Here is a 22,915-nt window from a genome sequence, read left to right as displayed (position 1 = left end):
GAGTAAAGAATGCAACCGACCTAGGTAGTAGGTGCGGCAAGACTTTGGTCCGCCGCTCGCCGATTGTAATGCTTGTCATCGGAAAAATGTCGCATGGTGGCACCTCAAGCGCACCTCTGCGAGGGGCTGTTCGTGCATCGCTGTTAAGCGCGGAAGCATTCTATGGAACTTCTCCGCTTTTCGCCGCTTTGTTTGTTCAGGGTGCAACAGAGGAAACTTCCATGGCAAATCCAAACGAATCCCCCGCAGTCCAGTCCATGCGAAAAGAACAGGCAGAGCAGCGGAAGCAGGCGCGAAAAGGCGAACTCGACAAAGCAATCGAGGATACTTTTCCTGCGTCCGACCCCGTGTCTGCCACTCACACTTCTATTCCGGCCGGCCGCAGCGATGTCGAGGCGGCTGAGCGTGTCAAGCGGGAGCCGGATCCCACCAGGCTTGACGAGCAATATCCGTATGTCGATCAAGCTCTACGCTCGACCGGCGACACCGCCCGCTCCTCGGAAGCCTCCGATGTCGACCGCCAAGGAATGCGATCTCTTCAGAGAGAAGCAAGCCGCGTGGCCGAGTCCGCATCGGAACTGGCGTCCGGATCGGCTCGCCTGGCAAAGGCGGAAGCACGCACATTCGTTCATGAGCTCGAGGATCGCATACGCCGGCAGCCGCTAACAGCCGCTGCGATCGTCGCCGGCATCGCCTTCGTCTTCGGCGCGACGCGTTGAGAAGCCAGCCATGGTAGCGCGTTGGACTGGCGGCTGTCTTTGCGGATCCTGCCGGTACGAATTCGCCGGTGATCCGCCGCATTCGGGGTACTGCCACTGCGACATGTGCAAGAAGGCGACCGGAGGCCCTTTCGCGGTCCTGGTCCAGGCGAGGATCGACGATCTTGCCTGGACGGCCGGTACGCCCACCTCGTACCGATCCTCGCCGATCGCGACGCGCGGCTTTTGCGGCAAGTGCGGAACACCACTCTATCTTCAGTACGATGGCGACGAACTGATCCGGGTGACCGTCGGCTCGCTCGACCGCCCGGAGAAGATCAGCCCGGCGGGACACTACGGTGTGGAGAGCCGCCTTGATTGGGCCGATTGCGGACGCGGACTTCCTGAGGAGGAAACTCAGGAGCGCTTTTAGATGTTGCCCGGCATCGCCCGGGCTTCCCGGGGGGCTCATGAAAATCGCGACCTACAATGTCAACGGCATCAATGGGCGGCTGGAGATCCTGCTGCGCTGGCTCAAAGAGGACGTCCCTGATGTGGTCTGCCTCCAGGAACTGAAGACAGACGATGCCAGGTTTCCGCGAAAGGAGATCGAACAGGCCGGCTACGGCGCCATCTGGCACGGACAGAGATCCTGGAACGGGGTGGCCATCCTGGCGAAGGGCAAGACACCGATACTGACGCGTCGCGGTCTTCCTGGCGATCCTGACGATACTCACAGCCGGTATATCGAAGCTGCCGTCGACGGCATCCTGATCGGATGCCTGTATCTTCCCAACGGCAATCCGTTTCCGGGCGCAAAGTTCGATTACAAGCTGCGCTGGTTCCGCCGTCTGCAGGCGTACGCCGCCGAACTCCTCGAGCTCGAAGTGCCTTCGATCCTGGCCGGCGACTTCAACGTCATGCCGACGGAGATCGACGTTTACAAGCCGGAACGCTGGCTGGACGACGCTCTCTTCAGGCCGGAAGTGCGCAAGGCCTATGCTCATCTCGTTGCCCAGGGCTGGACCGACGCCGTCAGACATCTGCATCCAGATGAGCGCATCTACACCTTCTGGAAATACTGGCGGAACAGCTTCGAACGTGACGCGGGGCTTCGGATCGACCATCTCTTGCTCAGTCCGGCCGTCGCCCCCTTGCTTCGATCAGCCACCGTCAGGCGAAAGCCACGCAGCTGGGAGCACACGAGCGATCACGCGCCCGTCATGATCGAGCTCGACGTTTCCGCTGGGGCCGATCTGTAAGCCGTAAGCCGCTCGGGAGCGAGGGAACCTGTCACGTCGCCGAGAGTTAGCCCAAAGCGCGGGACGGCATTCCTGCCCCGCAATTTTCCAACCGGACGCAATCGCTATGGACGAAAGCAAGAACTACCTGAACACCGACGAGATCCAGGCCGACGACCAGTTGTCTCCGAAGCCGGTCGAAGGCAAGGATCCGCCAAGGCGGGTGCGCAGAAGCGAGGAAGCTATCGCCGAAGGCTCTGACGACACCGAGCGCGTCCGAGTTCCGCCCCCGGTTTCGAATCCCGATTGATCAGCCGCACCGCTCCGTCTCGAAGTGACGCCTACCGGCATCGCCTCATTTGTCCGCGCCCAGATCGTAGATACGGCCTGTCAACCAGGCTGGCCAGTCTCGCTCGAAGAAGGACTTGGCGCTTTCATCCAGCATGCGGTTCGGACGGGTTGAAAGCCTGATCTCATCGCCATCGAGCCGAACGACGATCTGTTCCTTGCGATGCGCCTCGCGTTCCTTCCGGAAGCGATAATCCTGCAACGGTCCTGAGCGCGCCAGCGGAAGCGATTCGCCCTCCGCATCGCATATCGCCCGCGCGCCACGGCTGCCGCCTCCATTGCGAATGAAGAAATCAAGCGCGCTGAGCACGGCTTCCGATGCGAGCGCCATATGACGCCATTGCACGCCTCGAACGGCCTCCGCTGCGCGACCGTAGGCAATGCCGTTCGCGTGGATTTCAGCGTTCAGTTTGCGCGCTTCGATCAAGGCCCGGCCTACGCTTTCTTGATCACAGATGATACCAGCCTTCTCGCTCATTCGCGCCTGTACTTGCGAACGGATCGATTTGACGGTGAGCGGGCTCTCGGTCCGAAGGACCGCAAGGAGGTCGGCGATGCCCGCCTCTGCGATATCGGCTCTGTCCTCTGCTGCCGACCGCTTTGTCCTGCCGCTCGCGCTGATGTGCTCTGCCGCGCGCGTACCGAAGACTTGCCCGGCATTGAGCGCCGCTCCACCCGGCCTCGTCACGCCGTGTGTGCCCGCCGCTTCTCCGACCGCGTAACAGCCGCCGAGACTGCTGCGGCTCCAGGTGTCGACCATGATGCCGCCGTTCATGTGCTGGTTGTTGACGGCAAATTCCAGCGGCTCCTCGGCGATATCGATCTTGTAGCGGCGGTAGAGCTCGATCGCGAGCGGGTTCATATGCTTCAATCGATCGATCGGCATGTCCTGGTCGGCGCCGGCCTTGCCGAGATAGAGACGGACGTCTTCATCCAGTCTCTCCAGGCTGAACGGCAGGTCGCCCGGCACGGGTAGCGGATTGCGATTGAAATCCATGAAGACGCGGCGCCCGGCGGCGGTTTCGCTGGAGATGGCAAGGTCGACCAGGCTCGAACCGAAGTCGAGCATGCGCGTCGCGTGAAATGGCCACTGATAGCCCTTACGGAAGATGTTCGACGCCAGTTCCTGCGTGCTGCGATAGTATTCTGCCAGGAAGTGATGCTCGGCGCCTTCGGCGTCCACCGAGTAAATATGCGGGATCGCCTGGACGTAGGTGCCCGACAGATTCCAGGGGAACCCTTCCCTGCGTGTTCCGATCCCAAACTGGCTTTCGGTCAGGTTGACGAGTTCGACGCCTGCCTCGAGCGCCAATCCGAGGGAGCCGAAGCAGCCGTTGGGATAAACGCTGTCGCGATAGAGTTCGCCCGGCCCGCCGGCGGCGAGCACGATCACGCCACTCGCGAACAGCGCGATGCCCAGCGGGTTGTCCTCCGTGCGATCACTGGCGCGCATGACGACTATCCCGACGACGTGGCGGTCAGCGCCATCGCCCTCGGTAAGGATCTTTACCGCGGTGGTCTGGTTGTAAAACGGCACTCCGAGCCGGATCGCTTCCTCGGCCAGCACCTTGACCATCAGGCGCGAGGTGCGCGGGCCGCAACTGGTGGCGCGGCCGACCTCGTCATGGTCGGTCTGATATCTGAGCGTCCCGCCAAGCGGATCCTGCGGCAGCGGCAGACCTAAGAACTGGAGCGATGCCATCATCCGTGACGAGCCTACCGCCTCGACATAGGCCGTGTCCTCGTCCATGGCGCCGCCGCTGCGGATGGCGCGCGCCATTGCCTTGTAATTGTCGCCCTGATCGGCCGTATTTGCCGTGTGCAGGGTCTGCTTGTCCGATCCAGAACAGGCCGAGGTTCCACCCCACGCGCTTTGGCTGATGATGACGACGTCATCGCCGCGTCGCTTCAATTCCACTGCCGCCCGCAGACCCGCCGCGCCGGATCCGACGACAACGCAACCGGCTCGATAGATCGGCGCCTCGACGCCGGCGAGCCGGACCACGTCCGAAGGGCCGGGCTCGGTTGGGAGCCGCGGCATGTCGACATCGGTCAGTGCGTCAAGAATTTCCTGCGGAACGTCTATGGTCATCGGCGTTCAACCCAGCGGGATGTCGACCCAGCGCCTTTGCCGGGAGGACTCCATGCATGCGTCGACAATCTGGCAGATGTGATGGCCTGTATCGAATGTCGGCCACATCGGCCTGTTTGCAACGATCGAGCGGATCACCTCGGCCACTTCGATGATCTTGCTTTCATTGTAGCCCAGGCCGAAATTCGGCAGGGGGAGGAATGCCCTGAAAGTAGGGTTCTCAGGACCCACGTCGATCTCCCGAAAGCCGCGACGTCCCGTCAGGTCGTCGTTGGAGTAGAAGCGCAGCCGGTTTATCTCGTCATAGGTATAGGCGATGCTGCCTTTCGTTCCATAGATTTCATAGGTCTGCATGAACTTGCGGCCGGTCGCGACACGGCTGAAATCGACGATCCCGCCGGCGCCGTTCTCGAACCGGCACAGCAGATTGGTTGCATCGGGATTGGTGATATCAGCCCAGGTCTCATTGCCTGTCAGTTTCACCTGCTCGCCATAGGCAAGGCCTTCGACGACAGGCCGGCGCGGCGTCACGATGAGATTGTCGGCGATCAGGGAACTGACGCGGCCGACCAGGAAATCCATGAAGCTAAAGATGTGCGAACCGGTATCACCGACGATCCCAGTCGGCGCAAGCTTTCCATCGGCGCGCCACATGAAGGGCGCGTTCGGATCGCCGTACATGTCGACGTGCTGGCAGCCGCGGAACAGTTTGATCTCGCCGATTTCGCCGGATTGAATGATGTCTTTCGCCAGATCGTGGACGGGATTCCGGGGAAAGGCGTGTCCGACTCGGGTAATGAGACCCTTTTCCCTGGCGATCTCGGCCAGTTCCCGCGCTTCGGCGGCGGTGTTTGCCAATGGCTTCTCGCAATAGACATGTTTGCCGGCCAGCAAGGCCGCCTTGGCTACCTCATAGTGGAGGTGGTCAGGCAGGCAGATATCGATCAGATCAACATCCGGATCAGCGACCGCCAGATTCCAATCCTGAAGAATTCTTGCACCCGGCGCCCTGTCGGAAAGATCCCCGGCTGCCTTCGAGGGGCCTTCGACGAGAGCGACGATCCGTGCCGTTCCGTCCGCCACTCCGAAGAAATGCGGAAAGGTCTGATAGGCCATTGTGTGGACCTTTCCCATCCAGCCCGAGGCGCCAAGCACTGCAACTCTGACTTCAGACATTGTCGTCTCTCCTCTCGATATGGCTTACCGGATTTCGGCGCGGGCCCGGGGCCTCGCATCGTTGCGTTCGTAGGCGAAGATAGTGGGGGCAAGTGCTGGCAAGCCCCGGATGAGGTCCGATCCCTTTTCGCCGACCATGATCGTCGGCGCGCTGGTATTGCATGACGGCACGCGCGGCATGACGGATGAGTCGCAGACCCTGAGGCCTTCCAGGCCATGGACCTTGAGATCAAGCCCGACAACCGCGTCGGGTCCCGTTCCCATCTTGCAGGTGCCCACCGGATGATGGTCGGTCTTTGCGTTGGCGCAGCCATAGTCGAAAAGTTGCTCGTCGGTCATCACCTTCGGTCCGGGAAGCCTTTCGGCCATGACATAGGGCTTCAGCGCCGCCTGCTGCATGATCTCGCGCGCGATCTTGAGCCCCTCCAGAGACATCGTCCTGTCATGGGGATCGGACCAGTAGTTGGGGTCGATCAATGGAGCGGCAGCCGGGTCGGAGGATGACAGACGCACCGTCCCTCGCGAGCGCGGATGCAGATAGGCTGAGTTAAGCGTCACGCCGGCATTCTTGAGCCGTTCGACGCCTGCTTCGATGCCCGATCCGAGGCCGAGGTGAAACTGGATATCGGGAGAACGGGCTTCGGGATCGGCATACCAGAAGCCGCCGGTCTCGAAGAGCGACGAGGCGACCGGTCCGGTCCGGAACAGGACATATTGAATCCCCGCCCAAAGTGTCCGGTGGAGTTTTGCAACGCCGTCATAAGTGTGATCGCCCGTGCATTCAGCAATGACGAAAAGATCCAGGTGATCCTGGAGGTTGCCGCCGACACCCGGCAGATCGTGGAGCACTTTGACGCCCACCGACTTGAGATGGTCCGCCGGTCCTATGCCGGACTGCAAAAGCAGCTTCGGCGATCCGATGGCGCCGGAGGAAACCAATACTTCACGGTCGGCGCGCACGATCTCCTGGCCGTGCGAGGTCACGATCTCGACGCCTGTCGCACGGCCTCCCTCCACGATAATGCGCGCGACGCGCGCGCCAGTCCTGACCGTCAGGTTCTTCCGGTCCTTGATCGGCGAGAGATAGGCCAGCGACGCCGATGACCGGCGGCGGTTGCGCTGCGTCAGCTGATAAAATCCCACGCCTGCCTGCTGGCGTCCGTTGAAGTCGTGATTGTAGGGAATGCCGAGCTCCTGCCCCGCACGGATGTAGGCGTCGCAGATCGGCAGCGGCGCAGCAGGCATCGAGACACCGAGCGGACCGCCATAGGAGTGGTAGTCGTCGGCGAAGCGCTGATTGTCTTCCGCGCGTTTGAAATAGGGAAGGATCGAGCGGTAGTCCCAGCCCTCGCAACCGTCTTCACGAGCCCAAAGGTCATAATCCACCGCGTTTCCGCGCGTGTAGAGCTGCGCGTTGATGGACGAACCGCCGCCGATGACCTTTGCCTGGGTATAGCGAAGCACTCTGCCCTTCATATGCTTCTGGGGAACGGTTTCCCATCCCCAGCTGGCGACGCCTTTGGTCATCTTGGCAAAGCCCGCCGGCATGTGAAAGAGCGGATTCCAGTCGCCTCCGCCCGCTTCGAGCAGGAGTACGCTGACGTCGGGGTCTTCGCTCAGCCGATTTGCAAGCACGCATCCTGCAGGGCCGGCGCCGGTGATGATGTAATCGAATCCCATTTTACTGTCCTGTTGCATCCTGCCTGGCGACCGCCAGCGCCTGTGTCATGCCTGCAAAGTCCCTTGACGCGATGTGATCTGCCACCCTCAGCGCTTGGGCGGCGATGGTGAGCGCAGGATTCACCGCGGCCGAGGTGGGGAGGAAACTGGCGTCGACGACGAAGAGATTTTCATGATCATACGAACGGCAGTACGCGTTCAGCGGCGCAGTCGCGGGATCGTTTCCGATGCGGATCGTTCCGCACTGGTGCGAGGGCGTACGTTTGTCGAACGGCCTCGCCAGCACAATCGGAAATCCGATCGACTTCAGAATCCCCTTCAGCTTGGCGACAAGTGCGAGATGGGCGTCCCAGTTGGTTCGTTGCCATTGGAGAATAATCCGATCTCCATCCACCATGACGCGGCTTTCGGGGTTTGGAACGTCCTCGCTCATCGCATAGAAGTCGATGGCATGGGTTGTGATGAAGCGCAGAAGCCATTCCGGAGCCTGCGGCAGGGAGCCCTTGAGAACCTTTTCAGAGATGCGACCGAGGAGCTGCACGTTACCGAGGGGCGGCCCTCCCTCCCCGTCGGAAAGGTAGAAGTCGTTGAAGGCAAACGTCTTCTGGTAGATGGAGGTGTTCCTGAACCGCGGCGAGACCGCTATCACCGCGGAGGCATTGTGGTTCATGAAGTTGCGGCCGACCTGGTCGGAAGAATTCGCCAGACCCCTTGGGAAGCGGTCGTTTTTCGAGCGCAGCAAAAGCACTGACGACTGCACCGCCCCGGCAGAAAGGATCACGATCTCAGGCGAAACAGTCAGCGTCTCCCCGTCCTTGACATAGGTCACCCGCTCGACCCGGCTCCCCGCTCCCGTGTCGAGCCTCATCACACGCGCATTGGTTTCGAGCCGCACGTTCTCGTGTCTCAGCGCTACTGCGAGGGCTGCAGTTTCGGCATCCATCTTGCCGTCGCGGGCGTTTGGATGCGCATCCCATGGCGTGCGTGCTTTGGAGAGCCAGGCGTCAAGATCGAGGCCGAGCGGCAGGGAAAACGGATGCAGGCCTTTCTGCTTGAGGCGCGCCCTGATATCGGCGATCGGCGCCTCGTCCGGGACGGGCGGGTACTCGTAGGCAGCCGAGTGGTGCGGTTCCGTCGGATCTTCACCTAGACTGCCGCGGACCTGGTAGATGCGTTCCGCCTGGCAGTACCACGGCTCCAGGACCTCGTACGGAAACGGCCAGGCCGGCGACACTCCCTCCCGATGCTCGATGACGTCGAAATCTTGGCTGCGATAACGTGACAGCACGGCGCCGTAGAACTTCGAATTCCCGCCGACATTGTAGTAATTGCCGGGATTGAATCCCTTGCCGTTCGCCTCGTACCAAGTTTCCTTCGGTCGAAAATGTCCTCGCTGGAAGATGGCGCGTTGGTCGCGGTTAACAGGAAGGTCGGCGATATGGTCGCCGGCCTCGAGGATCAATATTTGTGCGCCGGTCACCGCCAGGCCGGCCGCGACCGTCGCGCCGCCGACGCCTGAACCGATGATGACGATGTCAGGTGAACCGCTCATGTTAGCACCTGGCCCTCACGCGATCCGCGCCTGTGTGTCCGGATCGAAGAACACGGCCTTGTCGAGATTGAAGGCGAGGCGGGTGTTTTGTCCGGGGGCGATGCCGGTATCGGCGCGCAGGCGGGCGACGACGGATTTGCCGCCGAGCTTGGTGACGGCGAAGGTATCGGAGCCGGCCGGTTCCACCACCTCGATCAGGCAATCGCCTTCGGTCAGCGAGCGCGCCTTGCGGTCGGCGCCATCGGGATCGGTCAGCGCCTCCGGCCGGATGCCGAAGATCACCTGTCTGCCGGTATAGGCGGTCAGACCGTCATTGCCTGAGATGACCGGCAATCGGAGCGGGGCGGCATTCGGCCGCTCCAGCGAGACTTCGAGGCCGCCGGCGCCGTTCTCGACGGTGGCGTTCAAGAGGTTCATCGCCGGCGATCCCATGAAGTCGGCGACGAAGATGTTGGACGGGCTGTTATAGATCTCGGCCGGCGTGCCGAACTGCTGCAGCACGCCATCCTTGAGCACGGCGATCTTGGTCGCCAGCGTCATCGCCTCGATCTGGTCATGGGTGACATAGACGAAGGTGGTGCCCATGCGCTGATGCAGCCGCTTGATCTCGGTGCGCATGTCGACGCGCAGCTTGGCATCGAGGTTGGAGAGCGGCTCGTCGAACAGGAAGACCTGCGGATTGCGCACCAGCGCCCTCCCCATGGCGACACGCTGGCGCTGGCCGCCGGAAAGCTGGCTCGGCTTGCGGTCGAGCAGATGGCCGATCTGCAGCATGTCGGAGACCTGGGCGATCGCCCTGGCACGCTCCTCCTTCGGCACGCCGCGGATCTCCATGCCGAAGGCGATGTTGCCCGCCACCGTCATGTTCGGATAGAGCGCATAGGACTGGAACACCATGGCGATGTCGCGCTTGGAGGGGTGCAGGCCGGCGATGTCGCGCCCGTCGATCCTGATATCGCCAGAGGTGATCGTCTCCAGCCCGGCAATGGTGTTGAGCAGGGTGGACTTGCCGCAGCCGGACGGGCCGACCAGCACGAGAAAGCCGCCCTTTTCGAGTTCGAGGTCGATCCCCTTGAGAATGTCGACGGCGCCGAAGCGCTTTTTGAGACCGGAGATTTCGAGGAAGGCCATGGATTACCCTTTGACAGCGCCCGCCATCAGACCGCGCACGAAGTAGCGGCCGGCGAGGATATAGACGATGAGCGTCGGCACGGCGGCGATCATCGCAGCCGCCATATTGACATTGTATTCGACGACGCCCGTCGAGGTGTTGACGACATTGTTCAGCGCCACCGTCATCGGCATGGATTCCCCGGTGCCGGCGTAAGCCGAGGCAAACAGGAAGTCGTTCCAGATATTGGTGAACTGGTAGATCACCGTGACGACGATGATCGGCAGCGAGTTCGGCAGCATGATGCGGCGGAAGATCTGGAAGAAGCTGGCGCCATCGACCTGGGCGGCCCTGACCAGCTCGGTCGGAAAGGCCTCGTAGAAATTGCGGAAGAACAGCGTGGTGAAGCCCAAGCCATAGACGACATGCACGAAGACCAGATTGACCGTCGGATTGCCGAAGCCGAAGTTGAAGCCCGTGGCGTTCTGCAGCGTCATGCCGAAGCGGCCGAGACTGCCGAGGATCGTTGCCATCGGCAACAGCACCGACTGGAACGGAATGAAGCAGGCAAACAGCATCAGCCCGAACACCAGTGTGTGGCCGGGAAAGCGCCATTTGGTCAGCACATAACCGTTCAGCGCCCCCATGATGGTGGAGATTGCCACAGCCGGCACCACCATCTTAATCGAGTTCCAGAAGTAGCCCTTGATACCGGCGCAGGTCAGCCCGACGCAGGTCTCGCCCCAGGCCTTGATCCAGGGATCGAAGGTCGGCGATTGCGGCAGCGCCAGCATGTTGCCGTTCTGGATCTCGTCCATGGTCTTGAACGAGGTCGTCAGCATGACGAAGAGCGGCATCAGATAGAGGACGGCGAAGATCAGCAGCAGGCCGTAGATGACGGTGCGGCCGATCCAGCGGGTATTGTTGTTGTTCTGCGCCCTGTCGGCTGTCGGTGAGATGATCGCACTCATCGCGCCTTCTCCTTCAGTTCGGAATAGAGATAGGGAACGATGATCGCCGAGATCGTCATCAGCATGATGATGGCGCTGGCCGAGCCGACGGCCATTTCGTTGCGCTTGAAGGTGTATTCATACATGAAGTTGGACGGCAGCCAGGCCGAACCGCCCGGGCCGCCCGAGGTCAGCGCCACCACCAGGTCATAGGACTTGATCGCCATATGGGCGAGCACGATGAAGGCGGACAGAAAGATCGGCCGCAGCAGCGGAATGACGATGCGCCGATAGAGCTGGAATGGTGAGGCGCCATCGATCTGGGCGGCCTTCATGATCTCGCCGTCGATGCCGCGCAGGCCCGCCAGGAACATCGCCATGACGAAGCCGGACGCCTGCCAGACACCGGCGATGACGACGGTGTAGATGACGAAGTCCTTGTTCTTGATCCAGTCGAAGTGGAAGCTCGTCCAGCCGAAGTGGTGCAGCGTCTGTTCCAGGCCGAGGCCGGGATCGAGGAACCATTTCCAGGCAACGCCTGTCACAATGAAGGACAGCGCCATCGGATAGAGGAAGATCGGCCGCAACACGCTCTCGCCGCGGATCTTCTGGTCGAGCAGGATGGCGAGGAACAGACCGAGCGCCAGGCAGATGCCGACATAGAGGAAGCCGAAGATCGCCATGTTGGTGATCGAGGTATACCAGGAGGACGGCGGATCGCTCTCGAAGGTCCAGCGCCACAGCCGCTGATAGGCGCGCGCGCCGGTCAGCGCATAGGAGGGAAAGGTCTTGGAATTGGTGAAGGAGAGATAGGCCGTCCAGACGATGAAGCCGTAGACGAAGATGATGGTGATGACGAAGCTCGGCGCCAGCACGATCTTCGGCAGCGCATCCTGCAGCCGGCCCCTCAACGAGATCCCCGTCGATTGCCTCGGCGTCAGAACCGGATCGGTGGTCGCAACGGTGCTCATGGAATGTCATCTCCTTCCCGCAATCGGCCCCGCATGATATCGGGCATGATCGGCTCTCATTGTCCGGGCATGATCATCCCTGCATGATCGGCGCGGAGCCTGAAGCTCCCCCGCGGAGCACGCGGGGAAGCATTTTTAGTCGACAGTGGTCTCAGCGGGCGTCGTCGATCGCCTGGACGAGCTGCTTGACGGCTTCGTCGGAGGTCTTGATCTGGCCGTGGACGAACTTCGAGACGACATCCTTATAGGCATTGGCGATCGCCGGCGGTGCACCGTAGCCTTGGGCCAGCGAGCCGAACAGCGTGCCGCCTTCGTTCGCTGCCTTCAGGTCGGCGATGCCCTTCTTGCCGCAGGCGTCGAAATCGGTATCGGGAACGTCGGTGCGGGCCGGCACCGAACCCTTGACGACGTTGAAGGCCGACTGGAAGCTCTTCGACAGCGTTGCCGTCGCCAACGCCACCTGGGCCGCCTTGCGGTCGTCTGGAACGTTGAACATGCCGAACATGTCGGAGTTGTAGACCACGCTGCCGTCGGTGCCGGGGAAGCGGTAGCACAGGAAGTCGGTGTCCGGCGTCTTCTTGGCGGCGACGAATTCGCCCTTGGCCCAGTCGCCCATCACCTGCACCAGCGCGTCCCCCTTGATGACCATGGCGGTCGCCAGGTTCCAGTCGCGGCCTGAGAAGTTCGGGTCGACATATTTGATGATCGTCGCCAGATTGTCGAAGGACTTCTTCATCGTCTCCGACTTCAGCGATTCCTCGTCGAGATCGTTGAAGGCCTTCTTGTAGAACTCCGGCCCGCCGGTCGACAGCACGATGGAATCAAACATCGTCGCTTCCTGCCAATTCTGGCCGCCAAGCGCCAGCGGGATGACGCCGGCAGCCTTGGCCTTGTCGAGCAGGGCGATCAGATCCTCGAAGGTCTTCGGCTCAGTGCCGCCGATCTTGTCCATCACAGCCTTGTTGATCCACAGCCAGTTGACCGAGTGGACGTTGACCGGGGCAGCAACCCACTTGCCGTCATAGACCGAGAACTTCTGCAGTGCCGCCGGAACCGACTTGTCCCAGCCTTCCTTCTTGGCCGTCTCCGTCAGGTCGCCCATGACGCCGGCCTCGGCATAATCGAGCACGGTATAGCCCAGCATCTGCGAGGCTGTCGGATAGGTGCCGGCCGCCACCATCGCCTTCAGCGCCGTCATCGCCGCATCGCCGCCACCGCCGGCAACCGGCACGTCCTTCCAGGCAAAACCTTCCTTCGAAAGATCCTCCTTCAAGACGTTCAGCGCCGCAGCCTCACCACCAGACGTCCACCAGTGCAGCATCTGCACTTCTTTCACGTCGGCGGCGTGGGCGGAGACGCTAGCGCCGGCCAGAGCAAATGCGATCATTGCAGTCGTGGTCAAAAACCTGTTCATCGAAAAGACCTCCCAGTCTTATATTTGGACGATGCGGAACCCATTCCCGCATCAATCACCCGCCCTCCCCGGGCGTAGTCTCGCTGCCACCTAAGCCAGCTTTTCCGTCTGCGGCATCCACCAGCTCGTGCGTTTGCCGATATGCATGTTGAGTGTCTTGGTCTCGGTGTAATCTTCAACCGCATGGCGGCCGAGTTCACGGCCGAGGCCGCTTTGCTTGTAACCGCCGAAGGGAAGTTCCGAGGCGCCGTCCATGAAGGTGTTCATCCAAACCGTCCCTGCCCGTACCGACCGGCCGATCGTCAGGCACGTGTCGAAATCGCGGCTCCAGACACCGGCCGACAGGCCGTAGTCGATGGAATTCGCAATCCTGATGGCTTCGGCTGATGTCTCGAATGTCAGGACCGAAAGCACCGGACCAAAGACTTCCTCGCGCGCCACGGCCATATCGGGGGTGACCTCTTCGAGGATCGTCGGCGACATGAACTGCCCCATGCCGAGATCGAGCGTCTCGCCGCCATGCGCGACCCGGGCACCGCTGCTCCTCGCGCCGGCGACGTATCCTGATATCTTCTCCAGATGCTGCGGCGTGATGATGGCGCCGACCTGCGTCGAAGGATCGAGCGGGTCGCCCACCTTCACCGCCTTCGACAGCTCGGCAATCCGCTTGACGACATCGGAAGCGATTGATTTGTGAAGGATCAGCCGCGAGCCGGCATTGCAGCACTCGCCGGCGTTGAAGTAGGCGCCGAAGACCGCGGCATCGATGAATGCATCGAGATCGGCATCCGGGAACACGATCTGCGGGTTCTTCCCACCCAGTTCCAGCGAGACCTTTTTCAGCGTCTGTGCGGCATTCGACATGGTCAGCTTTCCGACGCCGGTCGAGCCGGTGAAGGACACCATGTCGACGCCGGGATGCGACGTCATGACCGCGCCGACCTCGGGTCCCGTACCGGTGACAATGTTGACGACGCCATCCGGAATGCCTGCCTCCTGCAGGATCTCTCCCAGCACCAGCGTCGATCCTGAGGTCAATTCCGAGGGCTTGACGACGGTCGTGCAACCAGCGGCCAAGGCGAATGGCAGCTTCTGGCCGACGATCAGGAACGGAAAGTTCCAAGGCGTGATGATCGACACTACGCCGATCGCTTCGCGCAAGACGACGCCGAGCGTGCCGTCGCCGAGCGTGTTATAGCTTTCACCGTGAAGGTCGCGGGCAAGAGCCGCCGCATAGCGCCATATGTCAACGGAGCCTGCAATTTCTCCCCGCACCTGTGTGATCGGCTTTCCTGCCTCGATAGCATCGAGAAATGCCAGCTCCTCTGCGCGCGCTGCGATCAGATCGGCCGCCTTGAGCAGGATCGCGGAACGTTCGGCAGCGGTCATTCGGGGCCACGGCCCAAGATCGAAAGCCTTGCGTGCCGCGGAAATCGCACGCTCGGCGTCCTTCTTGCTGCCGGTCGGAAACCGGCTGACCACGACACCATGGCTCGGCGCGACACGCTCGATCGGATCGGAGCTGCCTGCCTCCCATTTGCCGTCGATGAGCATCTTGAAATCACGCGCTTTGTGGTCGCTGAGCGCAGTGGGGTTGACGAGAACCGTCATTACCATTCTCCCTTGAACGTTGCCGGGCGCTTCTCGCTGAATGATGCGACGCCCTCCTTCAGATCGCCGGTCTTCGCAGCGAGGATCGAGCCCAGGGCTTCGACCGCGGTTCCATTGTCTTCGCCGTTTGCCGATGCGATCATCAACTTTGCGATCTCGGTCGCAGCCGGCCCCCTTGCGGCGATCCGCTGCGTATATTCCCGGGCGGCCGCGAGCGCGTTTCCTGTGGGAACAACCACGTCTACGATCCCGAGCAGGCGTGCCTCCTCGGCGGTGAATATCTCGCCGCCCAAGGCCATGCGTCGGACGGCCTGCGCCCCGAACCGGCGCACAAGACGCTGGGTCCCGGACCAGCCCGGTACCATGCCAAGGCCGGTCTCGGGCAGGCCGATCTTGATCTGTTCCTCGGCGAGGCGAATGTCCGCAACCCCTGCAAGTTCAAGGCCTCCCCCGAGAGCATGGCCGTTCAGAGCCGCGACCAGCGGCATCCGGAGCGTCGCCAGTCTTTCGAAAATGCGATGGCCGTGCCGAACCCAGAGATGACCGAACTCCTGAGGCAACATTCCGCCCCAGGCCTTGATATCGCCGCCGGCGGAAAAGCCCTTTCCTTCGCCGGTGAGAATGGCGGCGCGCACATTGGCGTTCGCCTCCACCTCGTCGGCCGCGTCCGCCAACGCCTTGAGCATGTCGAGATCGAGCGCGTTCAGCTTCTCCGGACGAGAAATCGTCAGCGTCGCAACATGTCCATCGACGTCAATTCTGATTGTTCCGCTAGCCATGGAAGCTGCCCTCCAGTGTCCGCGCCCTCTTTTCTGGAAGGGACAGGCCGATGTTTGCCTCCCCGAAGAGCGCGGCGTCCATGACCTTCAGGTCAGGCGCCATGATCAGCGGAAATTCCGACTGATCGAGGATGTGGGACTGGAGATCGACACCGGGCGCAATCTCGGTGAGGACGATGCCACCAGGCGTCAGCTTCATCACGCACCGCTCGGTGACATAGGTGATATCCTGCCCCTGCTCGATCGCGCGCCTGCCGCTGAAGGTGACATGTTCGACCTCGTTCACGAGCTTCTTCAGCTTGCCTTCCTTCTCAATGAGAAGGGCGCCATCGGCGATCGCAAGCTTCGCTCCGGCATTGAACATGCCTGAGAAGACGATCTTCTTCGCCCGCGCCGTGATGTCGACGAAGCCTCCGGCGCCAGCCGTCACATGCGGCCGGAATGAGAGCTTGGAGACGTTGACCGAACCGTCTTTGCCGATCTCGAGGAAGGACAGCAGCGATGCATCGAAGCCCGCACCCTGGAAATAGGTGAACTGATAGGGAGACGGCATATAGGCGTCCGCATTGGAGGCGCAGCCAAAGGCGAAGTCGAGCAGAGGCACCCCACCGACCGCGCCCTGCTCGATGACCCAGGTGACCGCGCCGTGGAGCCCTTCCTCCAGCAGAATTCGCGGCACGTTGGCCGATATGCCGAAGCCGAGATTGACGCAGCTTCCCGCCTGAAGTTCCTGCGCGACACGACGCGCGATGACTTTCTGAACATTGAACTCCGGAACGCTGAAGCTATCGAGCGGGCGGAAGATCTCCCCGGAAATTGCCGGATCGTATTGCGTCTGCGTCGTCTGCTTCTGTTCCGGATCGATGACCACATAGTCGACCAGCATTCCAGGCACCCGGACATCATGAGGCTTCAGTGAGCCTTCCTTGGTGATCCGCTTGACCTGGGCGATGACGATGCCGCCGTTATTGCGTGCGGCCAGCGCCTGATCGAGGCCGCCGAGATAGGCGCCTTCATGTTCATATGTGAGGTTACCGCGCTCGTCGGCGGTGGTGGCGCGGATGATGGCGACCGCAGGGATGATCGAGGGAAAGAACAACCAGTCGTCGCCCTCGAAGCGCACGCGCTTGACCACCGGATGCTCCGAAGCCAGGCCGTTCATCGCGGAACCCTGTCGCTCGGGATCGACGAATGTATCGATGCCGATCTTGGTCAGGACGCCCGGCCGCTTCGCGGCGGCTTCGCGATGAATGTCGAAGAGGATACCCGACGGAATATTGTAGGCCGGAATTTCGTTGTTGGTGATCATTTGCCAGATCAGCGGCGGCTCCGATGACGACGGGCCGGACGGATAGGAACCACCGATGATGCGCTTGAGCAGCCCCTTCTTGGCGATATGATCGACACCCTTGATGCCGCTCATGTCGCCGGCGGCGATGGGGTGAAGGGTCGTGATATCACGAGGGTGGCCGGTCGCATCGAAACGGTCGCCAATCGCCTTCAGCATGAGGTCCGGGCAACCGAGACCGCTCGAGGAAGACACCGTTACAACGGCGCCATCCGGGATCAGCGCGGCTGCTTCGGTCGGGGTGAGATGCTTCTTCATGGGCGTTACTCAGAGTCCTGTTTCAATTTTACGCTCTTGCGGGCTCCGCAGCTCTCGCGAACAACCAGCCGAACCGCTGTTGTCACCGTCTCCACCTCGGCCTTGCCCGCATTGATCTGCTTCAGAAGCAGCTGCGCGCCGCGGCGCCCAATGCCCTGCGGATCGACCGAAACCGTCGTGAGCGCGGGAACCGCCGCCTGAGCCTCGATGACGTCGTCGAAACCCACGACCGCGAAGTCGGAGCCGGGCTCCAGACGGCGCGCACGCAATCCGTCGCAAACACCGAAGGCTACGGCATCGTTGAAGCAGACGGCTGCCGTGGGTTTGTCGGCAAGGATGATTGCTCTTCCAATCGCCTCTACCCCGCCGGCTCGCGAAGGCGCCGACGAAATGACAAATTCTTGGTGATAGTCGAGCCCGGCTGCCTCCATGCCGCTTCGGTAACCGGCAAGGCGGTCGTCGAAGACAGCGGTGTCGGGAAAGCCGCCGAGAAAAGCGATGCGCTTGTGACCGAGCTCCGCCAGGTGATTGACCGCGGACCTCATGCCAGCCTGGTTGTCGGAGACGACGGACGAGACCTTGGCGCCAGGCAGGTTTCTGACGACGACCACCACCGGAATCCCTGCGGCGACGAGTGGTTTGAAGTCTGCGGCATCGGTGGCGCGCGCCGGCGACACGATGAGCCCCGAAATGCCATGTTCCCGCATCGATGCGACAACCTCGCGCTGCCTGTCGATGCTCTCACTGGTGTTCGACAGGAATTGCACGAACCCGGCCGATTGAACGACCATATCGACACCGACCGCCAGTTCCGCGAAGAAGCTGTTCGTCAGGTCGTTGACGACGACCCCGATGATCTTCGATTTGGCACTGGCCTGCCGAAGATTGGCTGCGCCGCGATTGTAGACGTAGCCCAGCTCACGCATCACGGTATTGACCTTGGAACGCGTCCCCTCATTAACCAGGGAGGAGCCTTGCAGCACCAGCGAAACCGTCGACTTCGAGACGCCGGCAGCCTTCGCGATGTCGATGACGGTCACCCGCGCCTTTGTCATTTCCCCTCCCGACGCCAACGTCGACTGATCATTAAATATTTGGAACGTTCCAAATATGTCAAGAGAAATTTATGTGGATTGTTATAAACCAGCTCGTTTCTGGCAAGTCTTGGCCTTCTCCGACCGCTGGAATCTCATCCTGGAAATTGGAACGATCTAAAATATGACCATGTCTGAGAGGCATATATCGATATTTTTCGGCCTGCAAAATCGTGCGTGGAGCACAACCGCCCGATGCGTTGGCAGCAAAAATGTGGAAGATTCAGGCTCGCCCGGTATTTCCATCGAAGCGATCAATGCGGCGCAATCGGCGGACCTTCCGGCAAAAGCAGGAAGGGCTTCTATTCTGTGTTAATAGACGTTGCGACAAGCCCAGTGGAGACCATGGAGACATGAAATTGCGCACCGAGCTGACCGTTCTGCCGCCACGCGAACAGGCGCGGCGCTTGGCAGCCATCGCCGCGTATTTGGTCGCACAAATCGAGCGCACCGAACCTCATGCGCCCGAAGCCGAAGCCGCCTTGGCGGCAATCCGCAATTGGGGTGATGGCGGACGCCTGACGGGCCGATACTTCTCCGATCTTATCTACAGCGACGATGAGCGCGGGACGCTCCGTCGGCTCTCAGAGGCGGTCGGCAAGCCCAGCGAAGACGGCTGGAACGCGCTGACGACGGCAATCATGTATGTTGCCTGGCTTGTTTACCAGGAGACCGGTGAGCCCATGCCGAGTGACGTCAACGAGGTCGGAGAGGACAGCCTTGACGTTCTGGATGAGCAACTCGCCAAACTCGGCTAAAATCGAGCGCGCGATCCCCTCTCGAAACATATCGGCTTTCCACGAATTCGTTGACATGTTGGAAGAGGGTCGAGCGCCGTCCCACGCCTCTCGATGCAAGCTTGAACATCCCTGGAACGCTGGTTCGCCCATCCCAAAACGACAGGAGGATCTCCAGGCTTCCATCGAGCAATTCCCACCGATAGACATTAGCGAAACTTTATAGTTTCTAACGAATGCTAAGGATACGTGCAACGCGCCAGATCTGAAGCAGGGCCGGATGATGTCACACTCGTTTGAATCCATTCTGGAGAGCCTGCCTCAGGGCATTGTTCTGCTTGATCCTGCCGGTACGGTGACGGCTTTCAATTCGCGCACGCTTGATATTCTCGGTCTTCCGCACGGCGCTATACGCAAAGGCATGAATATCGACGGATTGCCGGGCACCGCAGACTGCCGTGCAGTGGCATCCCGCCGGTCGATGGCCGCTGGAGCGCCGACGTCTCAGTTTGCCCTTTCCGATGGAGGGATGGTCTCATTGACCTGCGCCCCATCGCGGGATGGGGGCTGGATCCTCAGTTACGAAGACATCTCGACTCTCATTCGCGTCGAAGACAGCCTGACCGAACAACATCGCCGGTTCGACGCAGCCCTCAGCAACATGCCGCATGGGCTGTGCATGTTCGATTCGTCAAAGAATCTCATTCTGTGCAACGCCTCCTATGCACGGATGTACAATCTGCCGGACCTGCTGACGCAACCGGGAACGCCACTTGTGGATATCCTGGCCTATCGCAGCCGGGAGGGAAATGGGCCGGCCGATACCGCCGCCTATTTTGACGTGGTCTTCGAAGCGACAGCACGCGGTGCGCCGGCCAGCCAAAATATCGTCCTGGCCGATGGACGCGTTATCAAAATCACCCACAATCCGATGCAAACGGGTGGATATGTGGCCACGCATGAAGACGTGACAAAGACCGTGCGACTTGCCGAAGAGCTGCGCCGGCATCACGATCAGCTCGAAGCGACGGTGCAGAGCCGCACGGCGGAAGTCGAGCGGCAGGCGCGGGAACTCGAGCGCATGCTGGCGCAGGAGCGCAACATCAACGAATTGCAGCGGCAATTCGTGGCGATGGCATCCCATGAATTCAGGACCCCGCTTGCCATCATCGACGCTGCTGCCCAGCGGCTGTTGCGAAAAAGGGGGGCGGTCGAGCCCGAATTTCTCAGTGACAAGGTCGATCAAATCCGCGCATCGGTGACCCGGATTGTCGATCTCATGGAGAGCATCCTGTCAGCCGGACGCCTTGATACCGGCAAGATCGATATCAACTACGACGCCTGCGCATTGAGATCATTGATAAAAACCTGTTGCGAGCGGCAATCGACGATCGCAAAATCGCACAGCTTTGTGTTGGATATCGACGGCCTGCCGGAGTTCATCGATGCCGATCCCCGGACTTTAGGACAGGTCTTTACCAACCTGCTTTCCAATGCCGTCAAATACGCGCCTGGAACCTCCGAAATTCGCGTCACCGCATGGGCAGAGACGGGAAACGTCAAAGTTTCGATCAGCGATGATGGCGTGGGGATCGATGCCGAAGACGTGCCCCGGCTGTTCCAGCGCTATTTTCGTGCCCGGACTTCGACCGGGATTGCCGGAACCGGTATCGGCCTCAATCTGGTGAAGCAGATCATCGAACTGCACAACGGCTCGATAGAGGTTCGAAGCGCAAGAGGATGCGGATCGACATTCACCGTAACTCTTCCGATTAAGAGAAGTGGTAACGCTTCCGCGACCAATGACGCTGCCTGACGTTTCAGGATTGCTGTCCTGCTTATCTACCCTATCCTTCTCACAATAGAGGAGGATCATGCCATGGCTTTCATTCACACCCCCAACGCATCCGCCAGCGAGAAGACGACGTCGATGTATGCGTCGGCCGAGGCGAATTATGGTTATCTGCCGAACATGTATCGGGCCTTCGGCCATCGGCCGGAGGTGATGGAGAGCTGGGTGGCGCTGCTTTCGAGCATTCGCGGCCATATGAGCTTGCGGCGCTATGAACTGGTAACGCTGGCGGCGGCCAAGGAGCTCAAATCCTCGTATTGCATGCTGGCGCACGGCTCGGTGCTGCTGCGCGAGGGTTTCACCAGCGACGGGCTGACGGCCGTCGTCAACGAGACGGAAAAGGCGCCGATCGATGCCGGCGAACGCGCGATCATGGCTTTTGCCGCCAAGGTTGCGCGCGATGCGACGTCGGTGACCCAGCAGGATATAGACGGGCTAAAAAAGCACGGCTTGAGCGACGCCGACGTCTTCGACGTCACGGCTGCGGCAGCTGCCCGGTGTTTCTTCTCGAAAATGCTGGATGCGCTGGGCGCTGCACCCGACCACGCCTATATGGAGCGGCTGGAGCCGAATGTGCGAAAGGCGCTCAGCGTCGGCCGGGAGGTCGAGCGGCCCCTGGCGCCGTCACCGTCTCGCTCGCAATGATGCGATGACGGAGGTGCCAGGACGCCTGGTCCTGCGGCCCTACTCCTGCGGTTTGTCCGCAAAATGCCGGATCGCGAACTCGGCGATATTCTGGCTCGACCGATCGGCATCGTCGAGCAGAGAGGGAAACAGCTGCCATTGATGGGGCATGCCCGGCCAGACCTCGGTGGTGACATCCACCCCCGCCTGGCGCGCCTTGTCGGCGAGCCGCAGCGTGTCGTCCAGCAGGACTTCGCCGGCGCCGACCTGCAGCAGCAGCGGCGGAAAGCCGGTCATGTCTGCATAGAGCGGCGATACCCGGGGATCGGTCGGAGACCGGCTTCCGAGATAGGTCTTGCGCATGGCCTCAATCGAGGCCTTGCCGACCAAGGGATCGCTTTCGGCATTTGTTGTCATCGATCCGCCCGTCGCGGCAAGATCGGTGATGGGGCTGAGCGCAATTACAGCCGCCGGCAACGGCTTTGCCGCCTGCATCTGCCGCAGCACCGTCTCGATCGCAATATTGCCGCCGGCGCCGTCTCCCGCCACGACTACGTTCTCGCTCCGATAGCCATTGTCGAGAAGCCACCGATAGGCGGTCAGCGCGTCGTTGATCTGCGCGGGATAGCCATATTCGGGCATCAACCGATAATCGATGAGAAAAACGTCGCTGGAGGCGGCTTTGGCGAGCGAGCCGGCAAGCAGGCTATGTGTGCGAATGGAGCCGCTGGAAAAGCCGCCGCCATGAATATAGAGGATCACCCTTTGGCCGATCGGGTGATGAAGGCGGGCAGGCCACATCAGCTCGGCGTCGACGCCGTCGGCATCGACCTGCCGCACCTGGATGCGCGTCGGCCCCGGCGTCGTCTCCATCAGCGTCCTGAAGGCCGTTCGCCGCTGCTGCAGGCTATCGGCGCCGGCAAAGTGATCTTTCCAGAGGTCGACCAGTTTTTCGACCTGCTCGCGCGAGGCCGGGCTTTGCGGCCCAATGTCCCGCCCGACCGCCGCCGAGGCGAGCAGCATCAGCGCAGCCAAAGCGGGGAACAGACATTTGAGCCGCTTTGGGGCTCTTCGAATACCAGCTGGCAAAATCCGACCGTTCATCAACCTCTCCCGACGATGCTGGCCAAGGCGGCATCTTTGGCCGGTTCGTCCACCGGAGTCAAAAGGGTGACAGGCGCGAACCCCAAGCTTTTTTATTCCACGAACATCGCCGCACACGTCCGGGCCCGGGTGCGGTCGATGGCCGCCTTGAAGGCCGCCCATATCAGGCGGCGGCTCGATGACGGAGATAGGGCGGCTCCTCTGCAGGTCCCTCCGCTCTGCCTGGAATGGAAGTCGGCAGATGCCCGTTCCCTGTGGATTCGTCAGACTGCTCT

At 61.3% G+C, this 22,915-nt stretch carries 20 protein-coding genes; 7 read left to right on the top strand and 13 right to left on the bottom strand.

Features of this window, described 5'->3' with window-relative positions:
• Positions 1-221 precede the first annotated feature (221 nt).
• The 4 genes from RlegSU303_RS07775 (at position 222) to RlegSU303_RS07760 (ending at position 2,249) form a co-directional block, all read left to right on the top strand.
• On the top strand, positions 222-719 hold the full coding sequence (locus RlegSU303_RS07775) for a hypothetical protein (RefSeq protein WP_017960072.1): 498 nt from the start codon (positions 222-224) through the stop codon (positions 717-719).
• 10 nt (positions 720-729) lie between these two features.
• Positions 730-1,131, top strand: a complete 402-nt coding sequence (locus RlegSU303_RS07770; protein WP_094086218.1) for a GFA family protein — start codon at positions 730-732, stop codon at positions 1,129-1,131.
• A gap of 37 nt (positions 1,132-1,168) precedes the next feature.
• Entirely contained in the window at positions 1,169-1,960 is a 792-nt protein-coding gene (xth, locus tag RlegSU303_RS07765) for an exodeoxyribonuclease III (protein WP_168279445.1), read from the top strand.
• A gap of 106 nt (positions 1,961-2,066) precedes the next feature.
• Positions 2,067-2,249, top strand: a complete 183-nt coding sequence (locus RlegSU303_RS07760; RefSeq protein ID WP_012757058.1) for a hypothetical protein — start codon at positions 2,067-2,069, stop codon at positions 2,247-2,249.
• A gap of 45 nt (positions 2,250-2,294) precedes the next feature.
• On the opposite strand, the gene RlegSU303_RS07755 is transcribed toward RlegSU303_RS07760, so the two are convergent.
• From RlegSU303_RS07755 to RlegSU303_RS07700, 12 genes are all read right to left on the bottom strand, one after another.
• Positions 2,295-4,379, bottom strand: coding sequence for an FAD-dependent oxidoreductase (locus RlegSU303_RS07755; RefSeq protein ID WP_231283616.1), 2,085 nt, complete (start codon positions 4,377-4,379; stop codon positions 2,295-2,297).
• Positions 4,380-4,385: 6 nt separating this feature from the next.
• Positions 4,386-5,555, bottom strand: a complete 1,170-nt coding sequence (locus RlegSU303_RS07750) for a Gfo/Idh/MocA family protein (RefSeq protein ID WP_168279443.1) — start codon at positions 5,553-5,555, stop codon at positions 4,386-4,388.
• Between the two features lie 24 nt (positions 5,556-5,579).
• Entirely contained in the window at positions 5,580-7,235 is a 1,656-nt protein-coding gene (locus RlegSU303_RS07745) for a GMC family oxidoreductase (protein ID WP_168279442.1), read from the bottom strand.
• Between the two features lies 1 nt (position 7,236).
• The gene (locus RlegSU303_RS07740) at positions 7,237-8,787 is read right to left on the bottom strand and encodes a GMC oxidoreductase (RefSeq protein ID WP_168279441.1); all 1,551 of its coding nucleotides are present in this window, start codon (positions 8,785-8,787) and stop codon (positions 7,237-7,239) included.
• Positions 8,788-8,802: 15 nt separating this feature from the next.
• Positions 8,803-9,918 carry an ABC transporter ATP-binding protein gene (locus tag RlegSU303_RS07735; RefSeq protein WP_131629488.1) on the bottom strand — a complete coding sequence of 372 codons (1,116 nt, stop codon included), beginning with the start codon at positions 9,916-9,918 and terminating at the stop codon, positions 8,803-8,805.
• Between the two features lie 3 nt (positions 9,919-9,921).
• Positions 9,922-10,869, bottom strand: coding sequence for a carbohydrate ABC transporter permease (locus tag RlegSU303_RS07730; RefSeq protein WP_131710449.1), 948 nt, complete (start codon positions 10,867-10,869; stop codon positions 9,922-9,924).
• On the bottom strand, positions 10,866-11,819 hold the full coding sequence (locus RlegSU303_RS07725; protein WP_017960063.1) for a carbohydrate ABC transporter permease: 954 nt from the start codon (positions 11,817-11,819) through the stop codon (positions 10,866-10,868). The genes RlegSU303_RS07730 and RlegSU303_RS07725 overlap by 4 nt, the downstream gene beginning before the upstream one ends.
• 151 nt (positions 11,820-11,970) lie before the next feature.
• Positions 11,971-13,233, bottom strand: coding sequence for an ABC transporter substrate-binding protein (locus RlegSU303_RS07720; protein WP_231283615.1), 1,263 nt, complete (start codon positions 13,231-13,233; stop codon positions 11,971-11,973).
• Positions 13,234-13,323: 90 nt separating this feature from the next.
• The gene (locus RlegSU303_RS07715; protein ID WP_168280404.1) at positions 13,324-14,844 is read right to left on the bottom strand and encodes an aldehyde dehydrogenase family protein; all 1,521 of its coding nucleotides are present in this window, start codon (positions 14,842-14,844) and stop codon (positions 13,324-13,326) included.
• A complete protein-coding gene (locus RlegSU303_RS07710) occupies positions 14,844-15,623 on the bottom strand; it encodes an enoyl-CoA hydratase/isomerase family protein (RefSeq protein WP_168280405.1) in 780 nt (259 codons plus the stop codon). Before RlegSU303_RS07710 ends, RlegSU303_RS07715 begins: the two co-directional genes overlap by 1 nt.
• Positions 15,616-17,229 (bottom strand): acyl CoA:acetate/3-ketoacid CoA transferase, encoded by a 1,614-nt coding sequence (locus RlegSU303_RS07705; RefSeq protein WP_168280406.1) that lies wholly within the window; start codon positions 17,227-17,229, stop codon positions 15,616-15,618. The genes RlegSU303_RS07710 and RlegSU303_RS07705 overlap by 8 nt, the downstream gene beginning before the upstream one ends.
• Before the next feature lie 5 nt (positions 17,230-17,234).
• Entirely contained in the window at positions 17,235-18,284 is a 1,050-nt protein-coding gene (locus tag RlegSU303_RS07700) for a LacI family DNA-binding transcriptional regulator (protein ID WP_231283614.1), read from the bottom strand.
• 392 nt (positions 18,285-18,676) lie between these two features.
• On the opposite strand from RlegSU303_RS07700, the gene RlegSU303_RS07695 reads away from it, so the two are divergent.
• From RlegSU303_RS07695 to RlegSU303_RS07685, 3 genes are all read left to right on the top strand, one after another.
• Positions 18,677-19,081: an Imm6 family immunity protein gene (locus tag RlegSU303_RS07695; protein WP_231283613.1), complete on the top strand. Its 405-nt coding sequence runs from the start codon at positions 18,677-18,679 to the stop codon at positions 19,079-19,081.
• Positions 19,082-19,340: 259 nt separating this feature from the next.
• Positions 19,341-20,876: a sensor histidine kinase gene (locus RlegSU303_RS07690; protein WP_231283612.1), complete on the top strand. Its 1,536-nt coding sequence runs from the start codon at positions 19,341-19,343 to the stop codon at positions 20,874-20,876.
• Between the two features lie 63 nt (positions 20,877-20,939).
• Entirely contained in the window at positions 20,940-21,557 is a 618-nt protein-coding gene (locus tag RlegSU303_RS07685) for a carboxymuconolactone decarboxylase family protein (protein WP_017960054.1), read from the top strand.
• Between the two features lie 39 nt (positions 21,558-21,596).
• Here RlegSU303_RS07685 and RlegSU303_RS07680 read toward each other — a convergent pair whose 3' ends face one another.
• Entirely contained in the window at positions 21,597-22,571 is a 975-nt protein-coding gene (locus tag RlegSU303_RS07680; RefSeq protein WP_206121247.1) for an alpha/beta hydrolase, read from the bottom strand.
• Between the last annotated feature and the right edge of the window lie 344 nt (positions 22,572-22,915).

This window comes from Rhizobium sp. SU303, assembly GCF_021052345.1.
Classification (GTDB): domain Bacteria; phylum Pseudomonadota; class Alphaproteobacteria; order Rhizobiales; family Rhizobiaceae; genus Rhizobium; species Rhizobium laguerreae.
Note: the sequence above shows the minus strand (reverse complement) of the source record. Positions and strands in the feature narration are given on the sequence as shown.

Excerpts from the sequence above, each read along its gene's own strand:
- RlegSU303_RS07710 (WP_168280405.1), bottom strand. The coding sequence starts at position 15,623 with ATGGCTAGCGGAACAATCAGAATTGACGTCGATGGACATGTTGCGACG.
- xth (WP_168279445.1), top strand. The coding sequence starts at position 1,169 with ATGAAAATCGCGACCTACAATGTCAACGGCATCAATGGGCGGCTGGAG.
- RlegSU303_RS07725 (WP_017960063.1), bottom strand. The coding sequence starts at position 11,819 with ATGAGCACCGTTGCGACCACCGATCCGGTTCTGACGCCGAGGCAATCG.
- RlegSU303_RS07740 (WP_168279441.1), bottom strand. The coding sequence starts at position 8,787 with ATGAGCGGTTCACCTGACATCGTCATCATCGGTTCAGGCGTCGGCGGC.
- RlegSU303_RS07755 (WP_231283616.1), bottom strand. The coding sequence starts at position 4,379 with ATGACCATAGACGTTCCGCAGGAAATTCTTGACGCACTGACCGATGTC.
- RlegSU303_RS07720 (WP_231283615.1), bottom strand. The coding sequence starts at position 13,233 with ATGAACAGGTTTTTGACCACGACTGCAATGATCGCATTTGCTCTGGCC.
- RlegSU303_RS07750 (WP_168279443.1), bottom strand. The coding sequence starts at position 5,555 with ATGTCTGAAGTCAGAGTTGCAGTGCTTGGCGCCTCGGGCTGGATGGGA.
- RlegSU303_RS07730 (WP_131710449.1), bottom strand. The coding sequence starts at position 10,869 with ATGAGTGCGATCATCTCACCGACAGCCGACAGGGCGCAGAACAACAAC.
- RlegSU303_RS07735 (WP_131629488.1), bottom strand. The coding sequence starts at position 9,918 with ATGGCCTTCCTCGAAATCTCCGGTCTCAAAAAGCGCTTCGGCGCCGTC.
- RlegSU303_RS07770 (WP_094086218.1), top strand. The coding sequence starts at position 730 with ATGGTAGCGCGTTGGACTGGCGGCTGTCTTTGCGGATCCTGCCGGTAC.
- RlegSU303_RS07690 (WP_231283612.1), top strand. The coding sequence starts at position 19,341 with ATGATGTCACACTCGTTTGAATCCATTCTGGAGAGCCTGCCTCAGGGC.
- RlegSU303_RS07745 (WP_168279442.1), bottom strand. The coding sequence starts at position 7,235 with ATGGGATTCGATTACATCATCACCGGCGCCGGCCCTGCAGGATGCGTG.
- RlegSU303_RS07760 (WP_012757058.1), top strand. The coding sequence starts at position 2,067 with ATGGACGAAAGCAAGAACTACCTGAACACCGACGAGATCCAGGCCGAC.
- RlegSU303_RS07685 (WP_017960054.1), top strand. The coding sequence starts at position 20,940 with ATGGCTTTCATTCACACCCCCAACGCATCCGCCAGCGAGAAGACGACG.
- RlegSU303_RS07700 (WP_231283614.1), bottom strand. The coding sequence starts at position 18,284 with ATGACAAAGGCGCGGGTGACCGTCATCGACATCGCGAAGGCTGCCGGC.
- RlegSU303_RS07695 (WP_231283613.1), top strand. The coding sequence starts at position 18,677 with ATGAAATTGCGCACCGAGCTGACCGTTCTGCCGCCACGCGAACAGGCG.
- RlegSU303_RS07715 (WP_168280404.1), bottom strand. The coding sequence starts at position 14,844 with ATGACGGTTCTCGTCAACCCCACTGCGCTCAGCGACCACAAAGCGCGT.
- RlegSU303_RS07705 (WP_168280406.1), bottom strand. The coding sequence starts at position 17,229 with ATGAAGAAGCATCTCACCCCGACCGAAGCAGCCGCGCTGATCCCGGAT.
- RlegSU303_RS07775 (WP_017960072.1), top strand. The coding sequence starts at position 222 with ATGGCAAATCCAAACGAATCCCCCGCAGTCCAGTCCATGCGAAAAGAA.